18 protein-coding genes are annotated in these 20865 nt (G+C 36.4%); 13 read left to right on the top strand and 5 right to left on the bottom strand.

Annotated features, from left to right (window positions below):
• Positions 1–442 precede the first annotated feature (442 nt).
• The 5 genes from BZG01_RS21620 (at position 443) to BZG01_RS17130 (ending at position 5930) form a co-directional block, all read left to right on the top strand.
• On the top strand, positions 443–589 hold the full coding sequence (locus BZG01_RS21620) for a hypothetical protein (RefSeq protein WP_154675811.1): 147 nt from the start codon (positions 443–445) through the stop codon (positions 587–589).
• 37 nt (positions 590–626) lie between these two features.
• Positions 627–2189 carry a glycerol-3-phosphate dehydrogenase/oxidase gene (locus BZG01_RS17145; protein WP_101311070.1) on the top strand — a complete coding sequence of 521 codons (1563 nt, stop codon included), beginning with the start codon at positions 627–629 and terminating at the stop codon, positions 2187–2189.
• 580 nt (positions 2190–2769) lie between these two features.
• Positions 2770–4269: a glycerol kinase GlpK gene (gene glpK / locus BZG01_RS17140; protein WP_101311069.1), complete on the top strand. Its 1500-nt coding sequence runs from the start codon at positions 2770–2772 to the stop codon at positions 4267–4269.
• 114 nt (positions 4270–4383) lie between these two features.
• Positions 4384–5118: an MIP/aquaporin family protein gene (locus tag BZG01_RS17135; RefSeq protein WP_101311072.1), complete on the top strand. Its 735-nt coding sequence runs from the start codon at positions 4384–4386 to the stop codon at positions 5116–5118.
• 89 nt (positions 5119–5207) lie between these two features.
• A complete protein-coding gene (locus tag BZG01_RS17130) occupies positions 5208–5930 on the top strand; it encodes a hypothetical protein (RefSeq protein ID WP_101311068.1) in 723 nt (240 codons plus the stop codon).
• Positions 5931–6035: 105 nt separating this feature from the next.
• Here the strand turns inward: BZG01_RS17130 and BZG01_RS17125 are convergent, their stop codons facing one another.
• A complete protein-coding gene (locus BZG01_RS17125; protein WP_101311067.1) occupies positions 6036–6749 on the bottom strand; it encodes a hypothetical protein in 714 nt (237 codons plus the stop codon).
• A 221-nt stretch (positions 6750–6970) separates the two neighbouring features.
• Here BZG01_RS17125 and BZG01_RS17120 point away from each other — a divergent pair, with 221 nt between their 5' ends.
• A complete protein-coding gene (locus BZG01_RS17120) occupies positions 6971–7534 on the top strand; it encodes an RNA polymerase sigma factor (protein ID WP_218973151.1) in 564 nt (187 codons plus the stop codon).
• 14 nt (positions 7535–7548) lie between these two features.
• Entirely contained in the window at positions 7549–9051 is a 1503-nt protein-coding gene (locus BZG01_RS17115) for an outer membrane beta-barrel protein (protein WP_218973150.1), read from the top strand.
• A 58-nt stretch (positions 9052–9109) separates the two neighbouring features.
• Here the strand turns inward: BZG01_RS17115 and BZG01_RS17110 are convergent, their stop codons facing one another.
• Positions 9110–10153 (bottom strand): agmatine deiminase family protein, encoded by a 1044-nt coding sequence (locus tag BZG01_RS17110; RefSeq protein ID WP_101311065.1) that lies wholly within the window; start codon positions 10151–10153, stop codon positions 9110–9112.
• A 2-nt stretch (positions 10154–10155) separates the two neighbouring features.
• Positions 10156–11040, bottom strand: coding sequence for a carbon-nitrogen hydrolase (locus tag BZG01_RS17105; RefSeq protein ID WP_218973149.1), 885 nt, complete (start codon positions 11038–11040; stop codon positions 10156–10158).
• Between the two features lie 246 nt (positions 11041–11286).
• Here BZG01_RS17105 and BZG01_RS17100 point away from each other — a divergent pair, with 246 nt between their 5' ends.
• The 6 genes from BZG01_RS17100 to BZG01_RS17075 all read left to right on the top strand — a co-directional run bounded on the left by BZG01_RS17100 (position 11287) and on the right by BZG01_RS17075 (position 18039).
• The gene (locus tag BZG01_RS17100) at positions 11287–12624 is read left to right on the top strand and encodes a TolC family protein (RefSeq protein WP_101311063.1); all 1338 of its coding nucleotides are present in this window, start codon (positions 11287–11289) and stop codon (positions 12622–12624) included.
• 41 nt (positions 12625–12665) lie between these two features.
• The gene (locus BZG01_RS17095) at positions 12666–13922 is read left to right on the top strand and encodes an efflux RND transporter periplasmic adaptor subunit (protein WP_101311062.1); all 1257 of its coding nucleotides are present in this window, start codon (positions 12666–12668) and stop codon (positions 13920–13922) included.
• 105 nt (positions 13923–14027) lie between these two features.
• A complete protein-coding gene (locus BZG01_RS17090; RefSeq protein WP_101311061.1) occupies positions 14028–14771 on the top strand; it encodes an ABC transporter ATP-binding protein in 744 nt (247 codons plus the stop codon).
• 19 nt (positions 14772–14790) lie between these two features.
• Positions 14791–16008, top strand: a complete 1218-nt coding sequence (locus BZG01_RS17085; RefSeq protein ID WP_101311060.1) for an ABC transporter permease — start codon at positions 14791–14793, stop codon at positions 16006–16008.
• 132 nt (positions 16009–16140) lie between these two features.
• Entirely contained in the window at positions 16141–17229 is a 1089-nt protein-coding gene (locus BZG01_RS17080) for a sensor histidine kinase (RefSeq protein WP_101311059.1), read from the top strand.
• Between the two features lie 93 nt (positions 17230–17322).
• Complete coding sequence (locus tag BZG01_RS17075) at positions 17323–18039, top strand: LytR/AlgR family response regulator transcription factor (protein ID WP_101311058.1); 717 nt, start codon at positions 17323–17325, stop codon at positions 18037–18039.
• A 223-nt stretch (positions 18040–18262) separates the two neighbouring features.
• On the opposite strand, the gene BZG01_RS17070 is transcribed toward BZG01_RS17075, so the two are convergent.
• Both BZG01_RS17070 and BZG01_RS17065 read right to left on the bottom strand, forming a co-directional pair.
• Positions 18263–19987, bottom strand: coding sequence for a carbohydrate-binding domain-containing protein (locus BZG01_RS17070; protein WP_180327369.1), 1725 nt, complete (start codon positions 19985–19987; stop codon positions 18263–18265).
• 221 nt (positions 19988–20208) lie between these two features.
• Positions 20209–20859, bottom strand: coding sequence for a DUF2490 domain-containing protein (locus tag BZG01_RS17065; protein WP_101311056.1), 651 nt, complete (start codon positions 20857–20859; stop codon positions 20209–20211).
• Positions 20860–20865 lie beyond the last annotated feature (6 nt).

The following is a 20865-nucleotide window of genomic DNA, read 5'->3' as shown; positions in this document are numbered from 1 at the left end:
ATTTAGGTTTGTTTAATATGTCGAATAAATATGTACTGTTACAAAATTAATTTGAAATCGCCGTATACGAGAGTACGTACGGTGGTGTGAGAGGGCGAGGGAGTAATCCCTCTACCTACTCGATTTTTTAAGAGTTTATTTTTTTGGTTTTTTTAAGAAATTTAATATTTATTTAGAATTATAACTGATTTATTATTAGTGTTTTATTGGCTCGTGGTGGAATTTAGATTAAATAAGAATTAACAATTATAATACTACATACCTTGCAAAGCTAAGTATTTTATTTAGCTTTGTAAAGAAGGAATTATTAAAGGCTTTAGAAACATCTAAAATCACAATAATAATCCGCAGGAAGTAATACTTCCAATTTTTTTCACAAGAAACATAGCTATACTATGTACTGTGTATACAGATTTAATTTTTAAATGAAAATTATTTAGCAATGGAAGATCAGAGATTTAATTTGGAAGTAGGCGATCGCCTTTACGACTTTTTCCTCGACATTTTGGTGCTGCAAAAAAACAACTGTGTTCGTGATGAGGAAAATGTTTATGGAAGTATTTGGGAGTTTTGGGAAAAAGAACTTTAGTAGTTCAGATTAGGAATAAACTATTTATTGAGCTGTTATGGAAAGAGATAGGATGATTAGGGAAATTGAAAAATTGGATCAGAAGTGGGATGTTATCATTGTAGGTGGTGGTGCTTCAGGTTTAGGTGCAGCTATTGAATCTGCAACAAGGGGATATAAAACCTTGCTTTTGGAACAAGATGATTTTGCTAAAGGAACATCGAGCAGAAGTACCAAGTTGGTACACGGAGGAGTTCGTTATCTGGCACAAGGAAATATTTCTCTTGTATTGGAAGCGCTTCGGGAGAGAGGTTTAATGAAACAAAATGCTCCTCATCTTGTGAAAGATCAATCATTCATTATTCCTAATTATACTTGGTGGGGAACTCCTTACTACACATTAGGACTTACCATGTATGATTTAATGGCAGGGAAATTAAGTTATGGTCGTTCTTTACCTTTTTCAAAAAAGCGTACGTTAAAATATATTCCAACCTTACAAGAAAAAAATCTTTGTGGTGGTGTTGTTTATCACGATGGTCAATTTGATGATGCTCGATTAGCGGTTAACTTGTGTCAAACATTTGTAGAAAATGGCGGTGTTGCTGTAAACTACATGAAGGGAGATGGATTAAAGAAATTCAATGGGAAAGTAAATTCTGTATTGGTAACAGATATGGAAAGCGGTTCCAGATACACCTTGGAAGCGAAGGTTATTCTAAATGCTACAGGTGTATTTGTTGATGAAATCATCAAGATGGATGAACCTAAAGCAAGAGACATAGTAAAAGTTAGTCAGGGAGTTCATTTGGTGTTGGATAAGGAGTTTGTGCCTGGTGATCATGCTATTATGATTCCAAAAACATCTGACGGACGTGTGCTTTTCGCAGTGCCTTGGCATGGTAAGGTTGTAGTTGGTACAACTGACGTACAAAAGGATTCTGCAGAATTGGAACCAAGAGCTTTGGAAGAAGAGATTAATTTTATTTTAGAAACAGCAGGAAGATTCTTAACAAAACCGCCAAAAAGATCTGATGTAAGAAGTGTGTTTGCAGGCTTAAGACCTTTAGCAGCACCAAGTGGTGAGGGCAAAAGAACCAAAGAGATTTCGAGAGGACACAAAATTGTAGTTTCAAAATCAGGAATGGTTACAATTACCGGAGGTAAATGGACTACCTACCGCCAAATGGCAGAGGATGTTATTGATACTGTAGCAAAAACAGGTAAACTTCCGGAAAAGAAATCGATTACCCGTGATTTGAAAATACATGGCTATAAGAATGGCGTTGATTTGAAAAATCCAATGTCTTTCTATGGTTCTGATGAGGAAAAAATCTTAAATCTTGCAAAAAAAGAAACCGGACTAAATCAATATTTAAGTGAAAAATTGAAGGTAATTAATGCTCAGGTAGTTTGGGGAGCAAGACACGAGATGGCCAGAACGGTTGAAGATATATTATCCCGTAGAACAAGATGTTTGCTTTTGGATGCAAAAGAAAGTGTTTTGATGGCTCCTAAAGTTGCTGAATTGTTGGCCAAAGAATTAGGGTACGACAAGCAGTGGGAAGAAGATCAGGTTAAAAAATATAGTGAGTTAGCATCTCGATATATATTACAATAATTAGTAATTGAGGAAGTGGATTTGCGGTGAGAAGTTAGCAGTACTTCGGAAATTAAAAAGGTACTGCTGTAATTGTTAGGTATAATATTAATCAGTTAGTTTTTGGCACAAAATTAACTCAGCGTAAATCCACTTACATTTTACACCAGGAAGAAAGGTGGTTATTCTTGTCACCTTTCTTCCATCCTCTAAAAAGAAAAATTTGCAGAGCTTTTGATAGATTGAAAAAGGGAAGTTTTAAGTGGGATTTTTTTTACAATGTTGCTGCAATCGATTACAGAAATTAAAGTATACTGATAAAATGAAGAAGTGGATAAGATATGTGTTGTGCCCTACTATTTTGATTAGCAGTATTGTAGTTGGATTTTTTTGTTTTGAGTGAATAACGCAATCGATTTAATTAAATAATAAATGAACTAAATACAATATTTAATTGAAATGAAAATCTGTATTTCATTCTATGCGATCCTAATAAACAATACGAACTGATAGAAATCTATAAAACCGGATTGTTATCTATTGATAAGCTTACTATTAAATTGATAATTAAATAACACAATAACCCAAAATTAGAATTAATATGAAAGACAAGTTTATTTTAGCACTTGACCAAGGAACTACAAGTTCTCGTGCTATCGTTTTCAACAAGAAAGGCGAGATGATTAGTACTGCGCAAAAAGAGTTTACACAAATTTTTCCTCAGCCAGGATGGGTGGAGCATAATGCAAACGAAATTTGGTTTACTCAGGCAGGTGTAGCAGCAGAAGCAATTACTCATGCTGGTGTTGATGGTAAAAGTATTGCCAGTATTGGTATTACCAACCAGAGAGAGACAACTGTTGTTTGGGATCGTGAAACCAGTGAGCCAATTTATAACGCAATTGTTTGGCAGGATAGAAGAACTTCAAAATATTGTGATGAATTAAGAGCTGCCGGACATGCTGATATGATTCAGGATAAAACAGGATTGATTATTGATTCGTATTTCTCAGGAACGAAAGTGAAATGGATTCTTGACAATGTTGATGGTGCCCGCGAGAAAGCAGAAGCTGGTAAGTTGGCATTCGGGACTATAGATAGCTGGTTGATCTGGAAATTAACAAAAGGCAAAGTTCATGTAACTGATGTAAGTAATGCAAGTAGAACCTTGCTATATAATATTAACACTCTTAAGTGGGATACTGAAATGTTAGAGCTGTTAAATATCCCTGGAAGCATGTTGCCGGAAGTTAAGTCTTCTTCTGAAATTTACGGATATACAACTTCCACATTATTTGCTCATAAAGTACCTATCGCAGGTATTGCCGGTGACCAGCAGGCTGCAACTTTCGGTCAAATGTGTATAGAGCCGGGTTCTGTTAAGAATACTTATGGTACAGGTTGTTTCATGCTTTGTAATACAGGAAATAAGCCGGTAAAATCTAAAAATAACTTGCTTACAACTATTGGATGGAAAATTAATGGCGAAACTACATACTGTCTGGAAGGAAGTATTTTCATGGGAGGTGCAATTGTTCAGTGGTTACGCGATGGATTAGGTATTATTAAATCATCTGCAGATGTTGAAGCATTGGCTACTTCAGTAAAAGATAATGGTGGTGTATTTATGGTTCCTGCTCTTACAGGTTTAGGAGCTCCACATTGGGATCAGTATGCCAGAGGAACAATTGTAGGTCTTACAAGAGGTTCAACCGCTGCTCACATTGCAAGAGCTGCTTTGGAAGGAATCGCTTTCCAGGTAATGGATGTTTTGAAGTCGATGGAAGCTGATGCTGGAATCGAAATTAGAGAGCTGCGTGTGGATGGTGGTGCCGCAATTAACAACTTGTTAATGCAATTCCAGTCGGATGTACTTGATGCACCGGTTTATCGTCCTAAGACTCTTGAAACAACTGCTTTGGGGGCAGCTTACTTAGCTGGTTTAGCAGTAGGATATTGGGATGGTATAGATGATATTAAAAATCAATGGCAGATGGATCGGAAATTCGAACCTACAATGGCTAAAGACGAATCTAAAAGACTTATTTCCGGTTGGAATAAAGCTTTAGGACGTTCTAAGAATTGGGATATCGATGAGTAAGCTTAAATAGAAGCTATTTGAATTAATACCAGATTTGTGATGGATAGATTGGAGGAAAAGAAACAATCTGGTATTTTCTTTTTTAATAACAAAACCTGTTTAATATTTTATATTATGAATGAATTTATTGCAGAATTTTTAGGAACAATGCTGCTAATTTTACTAGGTAATGGTGTGGTAGCGAATGTGGTATTGAATAAAACAAAAGGAAATAACAGTGGTTGGATAGTTATCACTTTAGGTTGGGGATTAGCGGTATTTACTGGAGTTGCAGTTGCAGGTCCAGTTTCAGGAGCACATCTTAACCCTGCTGTTACTATTGGTCTTGCAGTTGCAGGTATGTTTGCTTGGTCGAAGGTTGGTCTTTTTATTGCAGCACAAATGCTGGGTGCGGCTATGGGAGCATTTTTGGTTTGGTTAATGTACCGCGATTACTTTAATGCTACAGAAGATGGTGGAGCGAAATTAGCTTGTTTCTCTACGGGGCCAGCTATCAGAAACCTTACCAGCAATGCAATTAGCGAAATAATAGGAACGTTTGTATTGGTGTTCGTAATCTTTTATTTAGCAGGTCCATCGTTGCAAGCTTCAGGAATTGAAGGTGCTAAAATTGGATTGGGAACTTTGGGTGCTTTACCTGTTGCTCTGTTGGTTGTTGCTATAGGTCTTTCACTTGGCGGAACTACAGGATATGCAATTAATCCGGCAAGAGATTTAGGTCCAAGAATTATGCACGCAATTCTTCCAATGGATAATAAAGGAACAAGTGATTGGGGATATTCTTTGATCCCAATTGTAGCACCAGTATTGGGAGCTGTAATTGCGGCAGTACTTTTCATGTCTTTATAATAAAATTAACCACTACAAAAATTAACCTGTCTGATGAGATTTGGAATACATGCTAATCCAAATCTTATCAGAAACTAATTCAAATTAAGATGAAAAAAATTACATTCAAACTATCAGCATTATTAGTTCTGATGATAATAACGGCTTCAAACCTTACTGTTAACGCACAAGGTAAAGTAGAAGTAAGTCCATCGGTAACTACCCGTCACTACTGGAGAGGTATCATGGTAAGTAATACTGCTAACTTCGAAATGGATATGGCATATACAAATGAAAATTTTACTTTTGGAGCATGGGGTGGATATGCATTTGACAATACTTATTCAGAGTTCGATTTTCACGTAGGATATAAGTTTAGTGATCATTTTAATGTTGCAGTTTGGGATTTATTCGCAAACAGAGACAGAGCTTCTATCGACGATTACAACTATCTTGATTTGGACAAAAGCACAACAAATCACTTGATTGATGCGAGTTTCAATTTCTATGTAGCTGATAACTTTCCGTTAAGTGTTAGTTGGAGTACAATGCTTTATGGTCGCGATTTGGATGCAAACGGAGATCAGAACTACTCAACCTATGTAGAGTTTGGCTATCCAGTAAAAATTGGAGGAGAGACAGTTTCTTTATTTGCAGGTCTTAATGCATTTGAAAATCAGGTTTACGGAGAGAGCTTTGGTTTCGTAAACATTGGAGCTTCTGCTTCAAGAACAGTAAAAATTACCGAGAATTTTTCTTTGAATACATGGGCTAAGATCGGTATTAATCCACAGGCAGAAACTGCTAACCTTATTTTAGGTATCGGTTTCTAAATTAGAACTAATTATCAGAATATATTCTGATTAAATATAGGTTCATAAATTAATTAACGATCAACATTAAAATCCCGCATCTTTTTGGAATGCGGGATTTTTTTGTTACCAAACAATCTCTTTGTACTCAACAGTTTCGCAGTTGATGTTTGATCCATCAGCGACTGAAGAATTTTCAAATTCATAACCAAATACACCTAGCCAATAAGTTTTTCCGGCGGTTAATTGAATATTGTATGCCCAGTTTTTTGAGTTTTGATTAAACTTATATTCTGTTGCAGATATTCGATCAGAAATGTAATAAGACAATCCATCTTTCTCGACCATTAATTTTACCACATAAGTATCGGCATGATTCAACTCATTCCACTTAATTTCGAAAATATGGCCTTCTTTAGTATAGGTAAAATCAGTAATAACCATTGGGTCAATTCTCGAATCCAAAAGTTTATCCTGAGTTTGGATTGTTTCTTGTTTTGTAGAGGTTAATTTAAATTGATAAATACCATTGGCTACATCATCAGTTGAATAATCTGCAGCATTAGGAAGTAGTCTAAACACTCTTTTATCAGCAGAATAATCACTTAAATTGTAATCCGGCACTTCTGATACAGGACTTTCAACTGATGTTAAGGATAAATTTTCATTCGAGTAAGAATAAAATACCGGAGCATACTGAGTTTCATCACCAACTTTAATGCAGCGCACAAATACATCGCCAGCACCATTAAATTGAACATCTTGAATATCGTTTGTGTCACATGCAGACAGTAATGATATGGATATTAATAATAGAAGGCTAATTTTTAACTTTTTCATTTTTAAATAAATATTAAATTAATATTTCTGTTGACTTATCTTTTTGATGAGTAAAAATGAAATTGGTTGCTTTTGGAGGTGTTATTTTTTACATTTATTTTGAAAATCTAAGGAGTAGAGATGAGGATCAAATATTTAAAAAAAGCTTAAATTTAACGCAACCTATTTGTAATTACTGCAACTAACAGACAAATCTGTTTTGCGCTAAACCACGAAAGAAGTTGGAAAACCATCTGTTGGATCAAATCATAAAGGATTGCATTAAGGGAAAATCGAAAGCTCAAGAATTTCTCTATGTAGAATTTGCCTCTAAAATGTTAGGGGTGAGTTTGCGCTATTCCAAAGATTTGGCCGAGGCTGAAGACACTTTGCAGGATGGGTTCATTAAAATTTTCCAGAATATTAAATCTTATCAGTTTAAAGGATCATTTGAAGGATGGATGAGGAGAATAATAGTGAATACCGCACTCGAAAAATTTCGAAAAGCAAAGAAAATTCAAGTTGTTGATGAGTTTCTTGAGATAGAAGATGATGGAGATGAAAACTATTCCGAATTGGATATTTCTTTAGATGTTTTGCTTAAAATGGTGCAGGAATTACCCGATAGGTATCGAATGGTATTTAGCTTATATGTTTTGGATGGATATCCGCACAACGAAATTGCTGAAGTGATGAATATTTCAGTTGGAACGTCAAAATCTAATTTGGCTCGGGGAAGAGCTATTTTAAAACAAAAAGTAAATGATTACTTAAGTGTGAAAGAGAATAATTTGAGAGTATGCTAAAGGACAACAAACATATGGATAGTCTTTTTGCCGAGGGATTAAAAAATCTGTCAGTTTCTCCGAACCCTAAAGTGTGGGAAGGAATAAACAGTCAGCTGATGGCAGCAAAGAAGAAGAGGTTGTTTGCTATTTACATGTGGACAGGTGTTGCTGCGTCAATTCTTTTGCTCTTGGCTATAGGCAATCACTATTTTAGTGGGCAGTCAAACTACAACATGCAACTAAATACTCTTTCTGAAAATAGTACATCATTTCAAAATGATTCTGTGCGAAACTTCGATCAGCAAATAGATTCCAAAACGAATAGTTCAACTAAAAAGGAATTAATCAATAATGCGAATACTTCAGATGAATTGTATGTGTCTGAAAATGAGCAAGAGGAAATAATGATTGCAGATAAAGTATCTCATAAACCGAATTTAGAGGATGCGAACTCACCGGAAATATTTAACAATGGAAATACAAGCAGTCTGCTTAGTAAGTTTCCAGATTCTAATGGTACGGAAATTAGAGCATCGAAATTAAACACCACATTTCTATCAAACGAAAAAGATTTGGCCTTTTTGGATAGTGAATTTGTGAATGGATTGATGAATCGAAAAACGGAGGAAAAGCTTTCGAATTTCGAGTATGATCCTCCTTCTCAGTTAGTTCCAAATACGAGTCAATTAGCCAAGCAACAGGATTTAGTACTTTTAGCGGATGAAATACAAATTCAAAAAAATATTTTGGCAATTGAGCAATTGGGGCATGATAAAAACAAAGAAAACAGATGGTCAATAATAGGTCAGGTTTCGTCTAGTTATTCTTCTTATTCGGGCGATAGTAAAGGTGGTAATGCAGGCTCTGGAATTTGGAGTGTTGGAGGAGGAGCTAAGGTGAATTATGCCATGAATGAGAAATTGGCTGTGCAAACCGGAATAGTTTACAACCGCTTTGGTCAGGATATGAGTGCTCGCGGTGGAAGCCGGGATGCCCTTATGTATGCCGATCCAATTTTTGGATCTGATGAAAATTTTGTGAATAATGAGGTTGTATTAACACGAACTTATCCGGAACACACAGCAGCAGGACCAATAAAATTAAGTGGAGGTAGTAATTTACCTATGACTGCAGCATCCGGCGAAAAAATTTCAAGTTCTTATTCTCCATCTTCTTCGGAAGATTTAATCCAAAGCTTTAAGTCGATAGAAATACCTCTTTTAATGCGTTACAATCTTATTCAGAAGAGAGTAGGGATGTTCGTTTCGGGTGGATTAAGTGCCAATATGATTGTTGGAAATGGTGTGTATGACCAATCACAGGGAAATAAAAAGATAGGGGAAATTGATGGCATTCGTACAACAAACTTCAGTTCTCAGTTTAGTTTTGGTTTGGAATACAGGCTGAACTCAAAACTTCAAATTGGTTTAGAACCTTCGGTAAAATATTATCTGAACTCTATTAACACAAGTAATCAGTATGATTACAAGCCATATTCAATTGGCATCTTCACTGGTATTCGTTACGATTTTTAAAGTGAAACAAAAACCACTGGAATTTCCAGTGGTTTGTATTTTATTGTTGCAAAGTGATTTATTCAGGAATTTGCTGACTTAAGCAATGTAAGGTTCCAAAACCCCAAATTAAATCAATAGCGCTGATGCCTATTATTTCTCTGTCGGGAAAACAATCGGCTATAATCTGCAATGCAATTCGATCTTTACTGTCGTTGAACGTAGGAACAAGAACGCAACGGTTTAAAATTAAAAAGTTAGCATAACTTGCAGGGATTCTAATTCCATCGAATTCTAATTTGCTAGGCATTGGCAATTCCACAATATTAGGTTGTGTACCATCTTCCAGTCTGGCATTTTTTAATCGCGTAAGGTTATCCTGCAAAGGCAGATAATTTGCATCCTCTTTGTTTGACTCAACCACTGTAATAATGGTATTTTGGTTAACGAAACGGCACAAATCATCAATGTGTCCATGCGTATCGTCTCCGTTGATTCCATTTCCCAGCCAAATGGTGTTGGTGATTCCTAAATATTCTTTAAAAACAGCTTCGTAATCTGATTTGGTAAAGCCGTGGTTGCGAACCTGAATTTCATGGTCGAGCAAACATTCCTCAGAAGTTAAAAGCGTTCCTTTGCCATTGGTGTCAATAGCTCCACCTTCCAAAATTACAGGTTTGCCTTTATACATAGCCTGTGTTACAGGAAGTTTAAGAAAGGAAGCCAATTTTTCAGGGACAGGTTTGTCCAACTGGAAATTTTTGTATTTCGCCCAGCCATTAAAATTGAAGTTTAATGCTTCTCGTGAATCGGTTCCGTTTTTTATAATAATCGGCCCGGAATCGCGCATCCAACTCCGATTTGTTTTGTGCAGCACATAATCGATGTTGGCAAGATTTACATGAGCCGTTGTAAGCATCCTGCTTACTTTTTGTTTTATTTTTTCATTGGCCACTACAAGCACAACTTGCTCAATGCCGGCAACTTTCTTAATGAATTCTATAAATGCCCACTGTATGGCCTGATATTTTCCAGGCCAATCGTTCCCGTTGTGCGGGAAACAAAGAATAATGCCTTGTTGTTTTTCCCATTCAGCCGGGAATCTTCTGTTTTGTGCGCTCATAATTAATCAATTGCTCTTTTGGTAATTTCTCCGAATGCATCAATTCTTCTGTCTCTGAAAAAAGGCCAGTTTTGGCGAACATTCTCTTGTAAATCCAAGTCGACTTCAGCAATTAATATTTCTTCTTTATCGTGAGAAGCCTGAGCTAATATTTCACCTTGCGGACCGGCTATAAATGAACCTCCCCAGAAGATAATCCCATTTGTGTCGGGAACATATTTTTCCAATCCTATTCGGTTTGCTGCAGCAACATAAATTCCATTTGCAACAGCATGACCTTTCATTACATTCATCCATGCGCCGTGTTGTTTTTCTCCAAACTCTTCAACTTCGTGCGGCGCCCAACCAATTGCAGTAGGGTAGAATAAAATTTCGGCTCCTTTTAGTGCAGTTAATCTTGCAGCTTCAGGATACCATTGATCCCAGCAAATTAAGGTTCCTATTTTGCCCTTACTGGTATTTATACTTTTAAAGCCTAAATCTCCCGGAGTAAAGTAGAATTTTTCGTAAAAATGAGGATCATCCGGGATGTGCATTTTTCGGTACAAGCCAGCTTCCGATCCATCTGTATCAATAATATATGCGCTGTTGTGATAGATGCCTGGCATTCTTTTTTCAAAAAACGGAACAACGATCACTACACCCAGCTCTTTTGCCAAAGCACTAAAAGCTGTAAATGACGTGCTGTACAAAGGTTCTGCCAAGGCAAAATTGTCAACATCTTCACTCTGGCAGAAGTAATGACTACTGTATAGTTCTGGTAATGAAATTACCTCTGCTCCTTGTTTCGCAGCTTCTCTTACCCAGCTTAAACATTTTTTAAGGTTGTTCTCGGGTATGTCATTTAGGTTAAGCTGAATAACCGATACTTTATACTTTCTCTTCATCATCTTTAGTATTTCGGCATAAAAATAGTTCTTTTTATAAATCGCTGGTGAAAAACAAGCTGAAATTTATAAAAGGAATGAAAAATTTAGCTTTTTAAAGTCTTTTAAATTCGCTTATTCTGAGATTACTGATTTTTCACCAAACTCAAAAAACACCTAAACGTCGGTGAAAATCTGCCAATTGTCTATTTAATGCCTTCAAAATATGCTGTAACAGTAGTTTTAGGTTAAAATAGCAATATAGGTATGGAAAAAATAAAAACAAGTTTACTGATTGCCGGATTTTTGATTCTCACTTCAGGTATTACAGGTAAAGCCCAAAACAAAATATGGACTTTGGAGGATTGTATTAATTATGCTTTGACTAATAATATTACAGTTCAGAAAGCTGATTTGTTAAATAACAAAAATGAGCTTTATTCCAAACAGGCAAAAGCCAACCGATTGCCTTCACTGAATGCATCGGCGAACCAAAATTTTAACTGGTACAAAGGATTCGATTCAACAACTGGAGAATATGGAAGTAGTAAAGGTGCAAACAGTACCAGTTATTCTGTGAATTCAAATGTATCCCTTTTTAATGGCAATAAACTAACGAATCAGATTAAATCGGCAAAGCTTGATTTAGAGAGCGGGCATTTTTATTCTGAAGAGGTAAAGGAATCAATAGGTTTAAATATCCTTAATGGTTATCTCCAGGTTTTGTATGCAAAAGAAAGCGTTAGTAATGCCCAAAAGCAAATTGAGTCAACTACAGAGCAGTTGGATCTGGCAAAAGAAAGGGTAGACCTGGGGGTAATTTCGATGTCGGATTATTTGCAGATCAAGTCCGAACTTGCAATGGAAAAATCAACCTTAGCGGCAGCGAAAAGTGAATTGTATATGAGCAAAGTTACACTCATGCAATTGATGGAATTTCCTGTAGATATGAGTTTTGAAATTAGTTCTCCTGATTTGAACAGCATGTTGCTTGAGTCCGGTGAGCCAGAGGCACAGGAAATTTACAATCTGGCATTGGGTATTAAGCCACAAATTAAATATGCTGAGCTTACTAAAGAAAGCGCCATGTTGGGTATCAAAATTGCGAGAGCAGATGCGCTTCCAAGTCTTTCAATGAATGCGGGGTTGTCTTCAGCTTATTCCAGCTTAACAACAGGTTCTGGATATTTTAGTCAGTTAAATGATAAAGTAAACCCATCAGTTGGAGTTTCACTATCTATTCCAATATTTCAGAAAAAACAAATTAAAACAAATGTGGCTGTTGCAAGCATATCGGTATTTGAAGCAGAGTTGGATCTTGTGAATACGAAAAACGAACTGCGTAAAAGCATTGAACAAGCCTGCGCTGATGTGGTTTCGGCTCAAAGCCGTTACACAGCCAGTCTGGAGCAAAATAAATCGACTCAGGAATCGTATGACGTGACGAATGAAAAATACAAATTGGGTTTGCTTAACTCGGTGGATTTTTTAGTTCAAAAAACCAATCTAATCACTTCTGAAAGCGAATTGCTGCAATCAAAATTCAATATGATTTTTAGTTATAAGGTGCTCGATTTTTATAAAGGAATTCCATTGACACTCTGATTGTCGTTGAGTAGAAACAGAAACAAAATAAATACATCATCATGAAAAAGAAATTTATATATATTGGATCAGTTGTGGTCATTCTTGCCATAGGTTTTTTTATCTCCAGATCCCTTGGGAGTAATAAAAAAAGTATCACGGTTGAAACCGCAAAAATTGAAAAAGGAACAATTAGTAATACAATTACTGCAACAGGAACACTCGAAGCTGTTAAAACTGTAGAGGTGGGTACTCAGGTTTCAGGTGTTATCGAGAAAATATTTGTTGATTTTAACTCGCAGGTAAAAAAAGGACAGTTATTAGCTCTGTTGGATGAAACACCATTATTGGCACAGTTGGAACAAAGTAAATCTTCGGTTGATCAGGCTGAAGCACAGGTGAAATACCAAAAAGCAACCTTTGAGCGTTACAAAGCACTGATTGATAAAAAACTGATAGCACAATCGGATTTTGATTTGGCTGAATATGATTATAGTAATGCTTTAGCGGGTCTGAATAATGCAAAATCAGTATACAACAAAAATAAAATTAATTGGTCGTATGCCAGAATTTATTCACCAATTGATGGGATTATTCTTGAACGGGCTGTTGACGAAGGACAGACAGTAGCAGCAAGTTTTAGTACGCCAACTTTGTTTACGATTGCAAATGATCTGACTCAAATGCGTGTGGAAGCTAATATTGATGAGGCTGATATAGGACAGGTTCGTAATGGTCAACGGATTGAATTTACTGTTGATGCGTTTCCCTTAAAAAAATTCTCTGGTTCGGTTACCGAAATAAGATTGCAACCGGTTGAATCATCTAATGTTATTACCTACACCGTAATTATTAATGCTCCAAATCCTGAGAAAATACTAATGCCTGGAATGACCGCTAATGCAACATTTTTTGTTACTGAAGCGAAAGATATTTTACTGGTACCGGCAAAAGCCATTCGTTTTAAACCCGATCCTGCAGCAGTAGAAAATTACAATGAATCTGTTTTGGGAGGGAATGAACAGATTGGTGAGCGACCAGAGTCTGAATTGAGACAAGGAAATGCTGAATTTCAGAAATCAGACGGGGAAGGGCAAATTGTTTGGGTGAAACAGGGTGGTATCATTCATTTACAAAATGTCATAGTAGGTGTCACTGATGAAATTAATTACGAAGTTGTATCAGGGTTAAAAGAGGGCGACGAAGTTGTGGTTTCAATGAATACTGAATCTGCAGCTCAATCAACTTCTGCACCAGCAGCCAGCCAAAGTCCGTTTATGCCACAAAGGCCAGGAGGTAATAAAAAATCAGTTAAATAAACAGATATGAACGATCCATAATTAAACAATTATTGACTCACATATGGGCATGATTATTTAATCGTGGTTAGTTCCATCTGACCAGAACATGAAAAATACAAACAGATGAAAACAATAATAGAAGTTAAAGATCTGAAAAAGGATTTTTATGTTGGCGAAATTACGGTGCGGGCTTTGAAAGGTATAAATCTTGAAATTAAACAAGGTGAGTTCGTGGCTATTATGGGAACCAGCGGATCAGGAAAATCGACCATGTTAAATATTTTAGGTTGTTTGGATAAACCAACTTCAGGAGCTTACCTTTTGGATGGAATAAGTATGGGAGAGCTTTCGAATAATGAACTGGCAGCCTTGCGCAACCACAAACTGGGATTTGTTTTTCAGTCGTATAATCTTTTGTCGAGAACTTCGGCACTCGAAAATGTTGAACTTCCTCTTTTTTACAACTCGAAAATTAAACCGAAAGAACGTCGCGAACGTGCTGAAGCCGCTCTTGAATCCGTAGGTCTGAGTGATCGCATACATCACATGCCAAATCAACTTTCGGGAGGGCAGCAACAGCGTGTAGCTATTGCCCGTTCGCTGGTAAACGATCCGGTTGTAATTCTTGCTGATGAAGCCACCGGTAACCTGGATACCCGAACTTCCTACGAAATTATGGCATTATTTCAGGATTTGAATTCAAAAGGGAAAACAATTGTGTTTGTTACTCATGAGCCTGACATCGCTAAATTTATGACCCGTCAAGTAGTTTTTCGCGACGGGCATATTATTCGTGAAGAAATTGTTAGCAAACAAAATAATGCCATCGAATTACTCAATGCACTTCCGTTGGAAGAACTCTATTAATTGTAATATATATATAATTATGAATTATACTAATTCAGTAAAAATAGCATTAAGTGCCTTGAAACGTAACAAATTCAGAGCATTCTTAACTATGCTGGGCATCATTATAGGGGTGGCTTCGGTGATTGTGATGCTCGCCATTGGGCAGGGTTCAAAGAAGAGTATTCAGTCACAAATGTCGGATATGGGAACCAACCTTATTTTTGTGATGCCTGGAGGAGAGCAAAAAGGAGGAGTACGAATGGGAAATAGTGATGCGCAAAACCTTAAATTGACAGATTTAGAGTTTATTGAGAAGAATTGTCCGGCGATCAGTGCTATTTCACCAGAAGTCCGTTCAAGTGGTCAGGCAGTTGTTGGCAATGAAAACTGGCCAACAACTATTTATGGGGTAAATAATAAATATTTTAATATTCGTAAATATACAATTAAATCCGGGCGGAGTTTTACCGAGAAGGAAATCCAATCCTATTCTAAAGTTTGTTTGGTTGGCAAAACCATTGTCGAAAATTTGTTTCCTGATAAAGACCCTATAGGTCAAACAATTCGTTTTGGGAACATTCCTTTTCTTATTATTGGAGTTTTGAGTGAAAAAGGTGAAAATGGGATGGGACAGGATCAGGATGACCTGATTATGTCTCCTTATACAACGGTTCAGAAAAGAATTTTGGCTATTACTCACATTCAGAGTATTGCGGCATCAGCAGTTAGCGAGGAATTGAATGATGCAGCTATCACTCAGATTACAGAATCGTTACGCACCAGTCATAAACTAAAAGAGGGTGAGGAAGATGATTTTCAGGTGAGATCGCAAGCAGAAATAGTTCAGATGTTTAGCTCCATTAGTGATGTGATGACTGCATTGTTGGGTGCCATCTCAGGAATATCGCTGTTGGTAGGTGGTATAGGTATTATGAATATCATGTATGTATCTGTTACCGAACGTACTCGTGAAATTGGTCTTCGGCTTTCGGTTGGTGGACGTGGAAATGATATCCTGATGCAATTCTTGATTGAATCAATTTTATTAAGCGCATTTGGTGGGATTATTGGAATTACTTTAGGAATTTTGGCTACGCAGGTTACAGCTTCGGTAATGAACTGGCCGGTAGTTATTTCTTCCTTTTCAGTGATTATGTCATTTCTGGTTTGTTCGGCCATCGGTATTTTCTTTGGATGGTACCCTGCCCGCAAAGCTGCCAGCTTAAACCCGATTGATGCTTTGAGATACGAATAATATTGGATGATTGGATAAGATGGAAGAAAAAGAGACAAAGGGAATCTCTAATTGCCTGCATGGAACACCTGAATTTGGTTAAAACATTTTTTTTAGAGTAGCGGTTAATTATCTTTGGTAAAAATAAAATCAATGGCTAAAATTTTAAGCATATCTGATAAAAAAATCAGCATAGGATTGCATGTTATTGCCTGGATTATAATTATCAGTATTCCATTCTATTTAAATAATGCTTTTGACTCAAGTGACAGGCATCATTTGTATCAGTTTTATGTGCATACTCTTTCTGCAGGATTTATTTTTTATGTTGGCTATCTTTGGTTGATACCAAGTTTTTTTCTTCAGGATAGAAAAGTAAGTTATCTTGTTATCCTTTCCGGATTGATTCTGGGCACCTACTTTTTGACTTCCTATATTAATGATACGATTCTTTTTGATTCGGTTCAGAATGCCAAATTTCAGGAAGTCATGAAAAAATTGACCGAAGACAATAACATACGGCCTCCGATGAAGGCTTTCGGGATTTATAACCACATTCTGGTTTCGTTTCTGATTTCGGGTTTTGCAATGGGGCTTGGTGTGATGAAAAAATTGAAACAGAATGAAGAAAAACAAAAGGAGCTTGAAAAGGAAAAACTAAACTCGGAACTGGCCTTCCTGAAAAATCAGGTTAGTCCGCACTTTTTCTTCAATACCCTAAATAATATTTACTCGCTAATTGGTATTGACGGGTCAACGGCACAGGAATCGGTGCTGAAACTTTCGAAATTGATGCGATATCTGCTTTACGAATCGGAACATGGCGAAACGCTAATGAGTCACGAAATAGATTTTATGAGCAATTACATCGATCTGATGAAGCTTAGGCTGAGTTCCAGAGTGGAATTGCAGATCGAATTTCCGAAAGACTATACTGATTTTTCGATCCCACCATTACTTTTTGTTCCATTTGTCGAGAATGCTTTTAAGCATGGATTGAGTTACCGCGACCGCTCATTCATTACTATTGGAATGGAAATTGAGGATGACCAGATTCATTTTTATTGTGAAAACAGTGTTGGGCAAAGAGGTCGGGTGGATGATTTGCAATACTCGGGTATAGGTCTTGAAAATGTAAAAAAGAGGCTGAATCTTTTATTTCCCGATCAATACGATTTAAAAATCAGCAACAATGAACCAACTTTCAGGGTCTATCTGAACATTAAAAATTTGACAATATGAAACGAGCCATGCCAAAGCGATTTTGACACACAGGGGGATGATTATTCCAAGCATGGTAAGTTCCATATGGCAAAAGTTTAAAATTATAATCATATGAAATTGAAAGCCATTGTTATCGACGATGAACCGCTTGCCCTTAATTTGGTGAGCGAATACATTAAGAAAACATCTTTTCTGGAATTGGTTGGTGAATTTGATCATCCGCTGGATGCGATTGATTTTTTATCGTCGCAACCGGTCGATTTAATTTTTGTTGACATACAAATGCCTGATTTGACAGGGATTGAATTTACACGAAGTCTTGAAGGTGCGCATAAAATCATTTTTACAACTGCCTACGAGAAGTATGCTCTTGAAGGTTTTAAATTAAATGCGCTTGATTATCTACTGAAGCCGTTTAGCTATGAAGAATTTCTTAAAGCGGCCAGAAAAGCGCATAAACAATGTGAACTGGAAATGGATGCACAACCAATCATTCAAGCCAATAGTCAATTTTTGTTTCTTAAGTCGGAATATAAAATCCGTAGGATCAATTTTAATGATATTTTATTCATCGAGGGGTTAAAAGATTACATTAAAGTTCATACAATAGAAAACGAGAAACCAATTTTATCGCTCAATTCAATGAAGTCCCTTGAACAAAAATTGCCGGAAGACAGATTTATGCGTGTTCACCGGTCGTATATTGTCAATCTTGATAAAATTGACACCATAGAACGTAGCCGAATAATTTTTGGAAAGACATACATACCGGTGAGTGATATGTATAAAGAGAGATTTCAGGAATATTTGGATAAGAATTTTTTATAAGATGGTGCAAAACTGTCAGCCTACTATTACCAATGAAGTTTAATTTTCGATTTGACCTAACAAAGATTTAAGTGGTAGAATTCTATAATATTTCAAACGGCAAGTCAAATTTATCCTTATTTTAAATATATTTTGTTTCAGATTAGGAGGGTGATGCTAAAAAAGCAAGCAGATTCTTTCTTGTTATGAAAGAATCTGCAAAGATCATAGAGTTATGTTTTTTTTAATTTACATAGGTCACCATGCTTGATATGCTAAAACTTGAATATTTGCTACCTGCAGTATATGTCCCATTTGTGTACAGGCCATTCTCCTCTGATCCGGTAGAACTTCCATCCTGATAAATATTGTAGGTAGTTCCTTTTTTTAAATCGGGAGAAGAAACGACCAAAGACTGGAAAGATTTTTTAGGTTTTACCGTCAGAATTTGACTGCCATCAGTACTTTCAATATGGATCATTCTTCCTGCTTTTTGAGTTGAGCTAAATGTGATTGAAACTGAGTACTGAGATGAAGATGTGCTGGGTGCCTGATTCATTCTCGAAGTACCTGATGCTATAATCAATCCTCCGCTAACTACACAGGAGCCATCGTAATCTATGGCATTGTTATCACTTAATTCAGAACTGCTAACGATTATAGTTCCTCCGCTAATAGTAATTGCACCATTGGAATCCAATCCATCTCCCTTCGAATTAATTGCAATGTAGCCACCGTAAATATTCAGAGAATAAGAGGTTGAGGATTTTGTTCCGCCAGGTCTGTTAGAATTACTACCTGCGGAGACATTAACGCCATCATCACTCGATATTACGAATATTTCTCCTTCATAAATGTTGATGTTTCCTTGGGCACTTTCCAATCCTTCGTAAGATTTACTGATGTTGATGTATCCTCCAATGATATCCAGGTCAGCGTCAGCGTGTATGCCGTCATCACCAGAGGCAATCTCAAAAGTACCTTCATTAATGGTGATGCTTCCATTTGAATGAATAGCGTCGTCAGTTGAATTAATCGTAAAAATGCCATTGTCGATACTTATTATTTCATTTGCTTTGATTCCTTTCATGGATGTAGTTGAATAAACACTGCCAGTACTGCCGTTTCCTGATATAATGTTCATTTCACAATAGGCAATTAAAACATCTGTTTCGGCAGAAACGGCATCGCCATCTGCGGTAATGGTAAATGTTCCCGTCTCAATAGAAATATAGCCTTTTGAAGAATCTTCATCGTTGTCAGATTTTAAACCGTCCCCGCCACAAATAACAGTAAGCTCTATATCTTTAATTATAAGATAGTCTTTTCCTCTTATGCCATCATCAACCGCATTCACAGTGATTAAATCACTTTCTATAATAAGGCCGTCTTTACTGGTAATTCCATCGTTAAAATTTCCAGCTACGGTAAGAGAACCCTTACCGTAAATAGTCAGGTCATCTTTGCTGTAAATACTTGCGTTGGAATCATCATCAGACTCGGCATAAGTGTATGTTATTCCATCGGTAAGGTAATTTTGCGTGCCTTCCTGCAGTACGATCATTGTTTTTTCTGCATTTCTCACATAAATGGGCGAATTGTACGAACAGGTAATCGTAACTCCATTTAGTAGGAGTCTAACAATGTCTTCGTCTTCAGTATCAACAATAATTTGTCCGTTGGAGAGTGAACCACTAATGTTGTAAGTACCTGCAGATGTTATGGTAAGGGTACTTTCGTCTATGCTTACACCAATTGCATTGCACACAATTGAATTATCGTTTAACAAGACCGGAATTTCACTGGTGTTATCCCATGTATAATCATCAGAATTATCATGACTTTCTGCATTTCCTTCGTCATTAATTACCTCTTCGTCTTCGGTCTGATACAGTTTAGTATCTCGTTCGCACGAAAGAAAGGTAAAGTTTAGAAATACCGCGGCGACGAAAAATAATTTTTTTTCCATTGTCATAGTGTAATTTGTTAATGGTTAATTTAAATAGTTTGTAACAGCATTTATCCTTAATTATATTTGTAACCTTAGACTTGCGGTGTATGATTGAATGCTGTATCGTAATCGATAAAAGTATAAGACAGATTCATTTGCTGTTTTTTTTATTATTGCTAATGCATTATTTATAACAGAAATGAAATTAAAGACTGATACTCTAGTTTGTAATACTGTGTTTAAAATTTAAATTTATAACCGATGCTAACAATGTGTTTATTTTTTAATTCATTCTGAAAGTAATCGAATTTATAACTGGCTTCGATGTAATTCTTTTTGCAGATTTTATAATCCAGACCAAGAAAATACCGCATTTTTATAAGGCCGTCGCCGTTAAACTCCTGAAAAGCTTCGGCACCTGCAAAAGGAGTTACTTTGCATTTTCGGATATTGTATTTCACCGAGGCTTTGCATCGAAGTAAATTACTGTTCGAATCATCATCAGAGTCGTTAGTATAGCTAATTTTTAGAGATGGTTCGAAACGGAGGCAGACTTTTTCGTATTTTATGCTGAATGAATACCGATTATCAAATTCGGTGCTTTTGCTTTCTCTTTTATTTACGTAATACCGGTATCCTGCACCAAGTGATAAATTATCTGACACTCCATAAGAAAGCTTTCCTTCCAAAAGGTATTTGTCAAGAGTAAAGCTGTCTTCGAAACGCAATTCAGGCGTAATATCGAGCTTTAGGTTTTTGAGCAGTTTTGTACTTAAAGTGATTGATGTTCTTGTTTGAAAATCATTTTCAACTTCCTGTGCTCTTGCCGAAGTAACAAGAATCAAAAGTAGTATAATTAGGTAGGGAGTCTTTCTTATCAGATGCTTCATAATCTA

This window comes from Labilibaculum manganireducens (assembly GCF_002843385.1).
Classification (GTDB): domain Bacteria; phylum Bacteroidota; class Bacteroidia; order Bacteroidales; family Marinifilaceae; genus Labilibaculum; species Labilibaculum manganireducens.
This window is presented reverse-complemented; position numbering and strand designations above follow the sequence as displayed.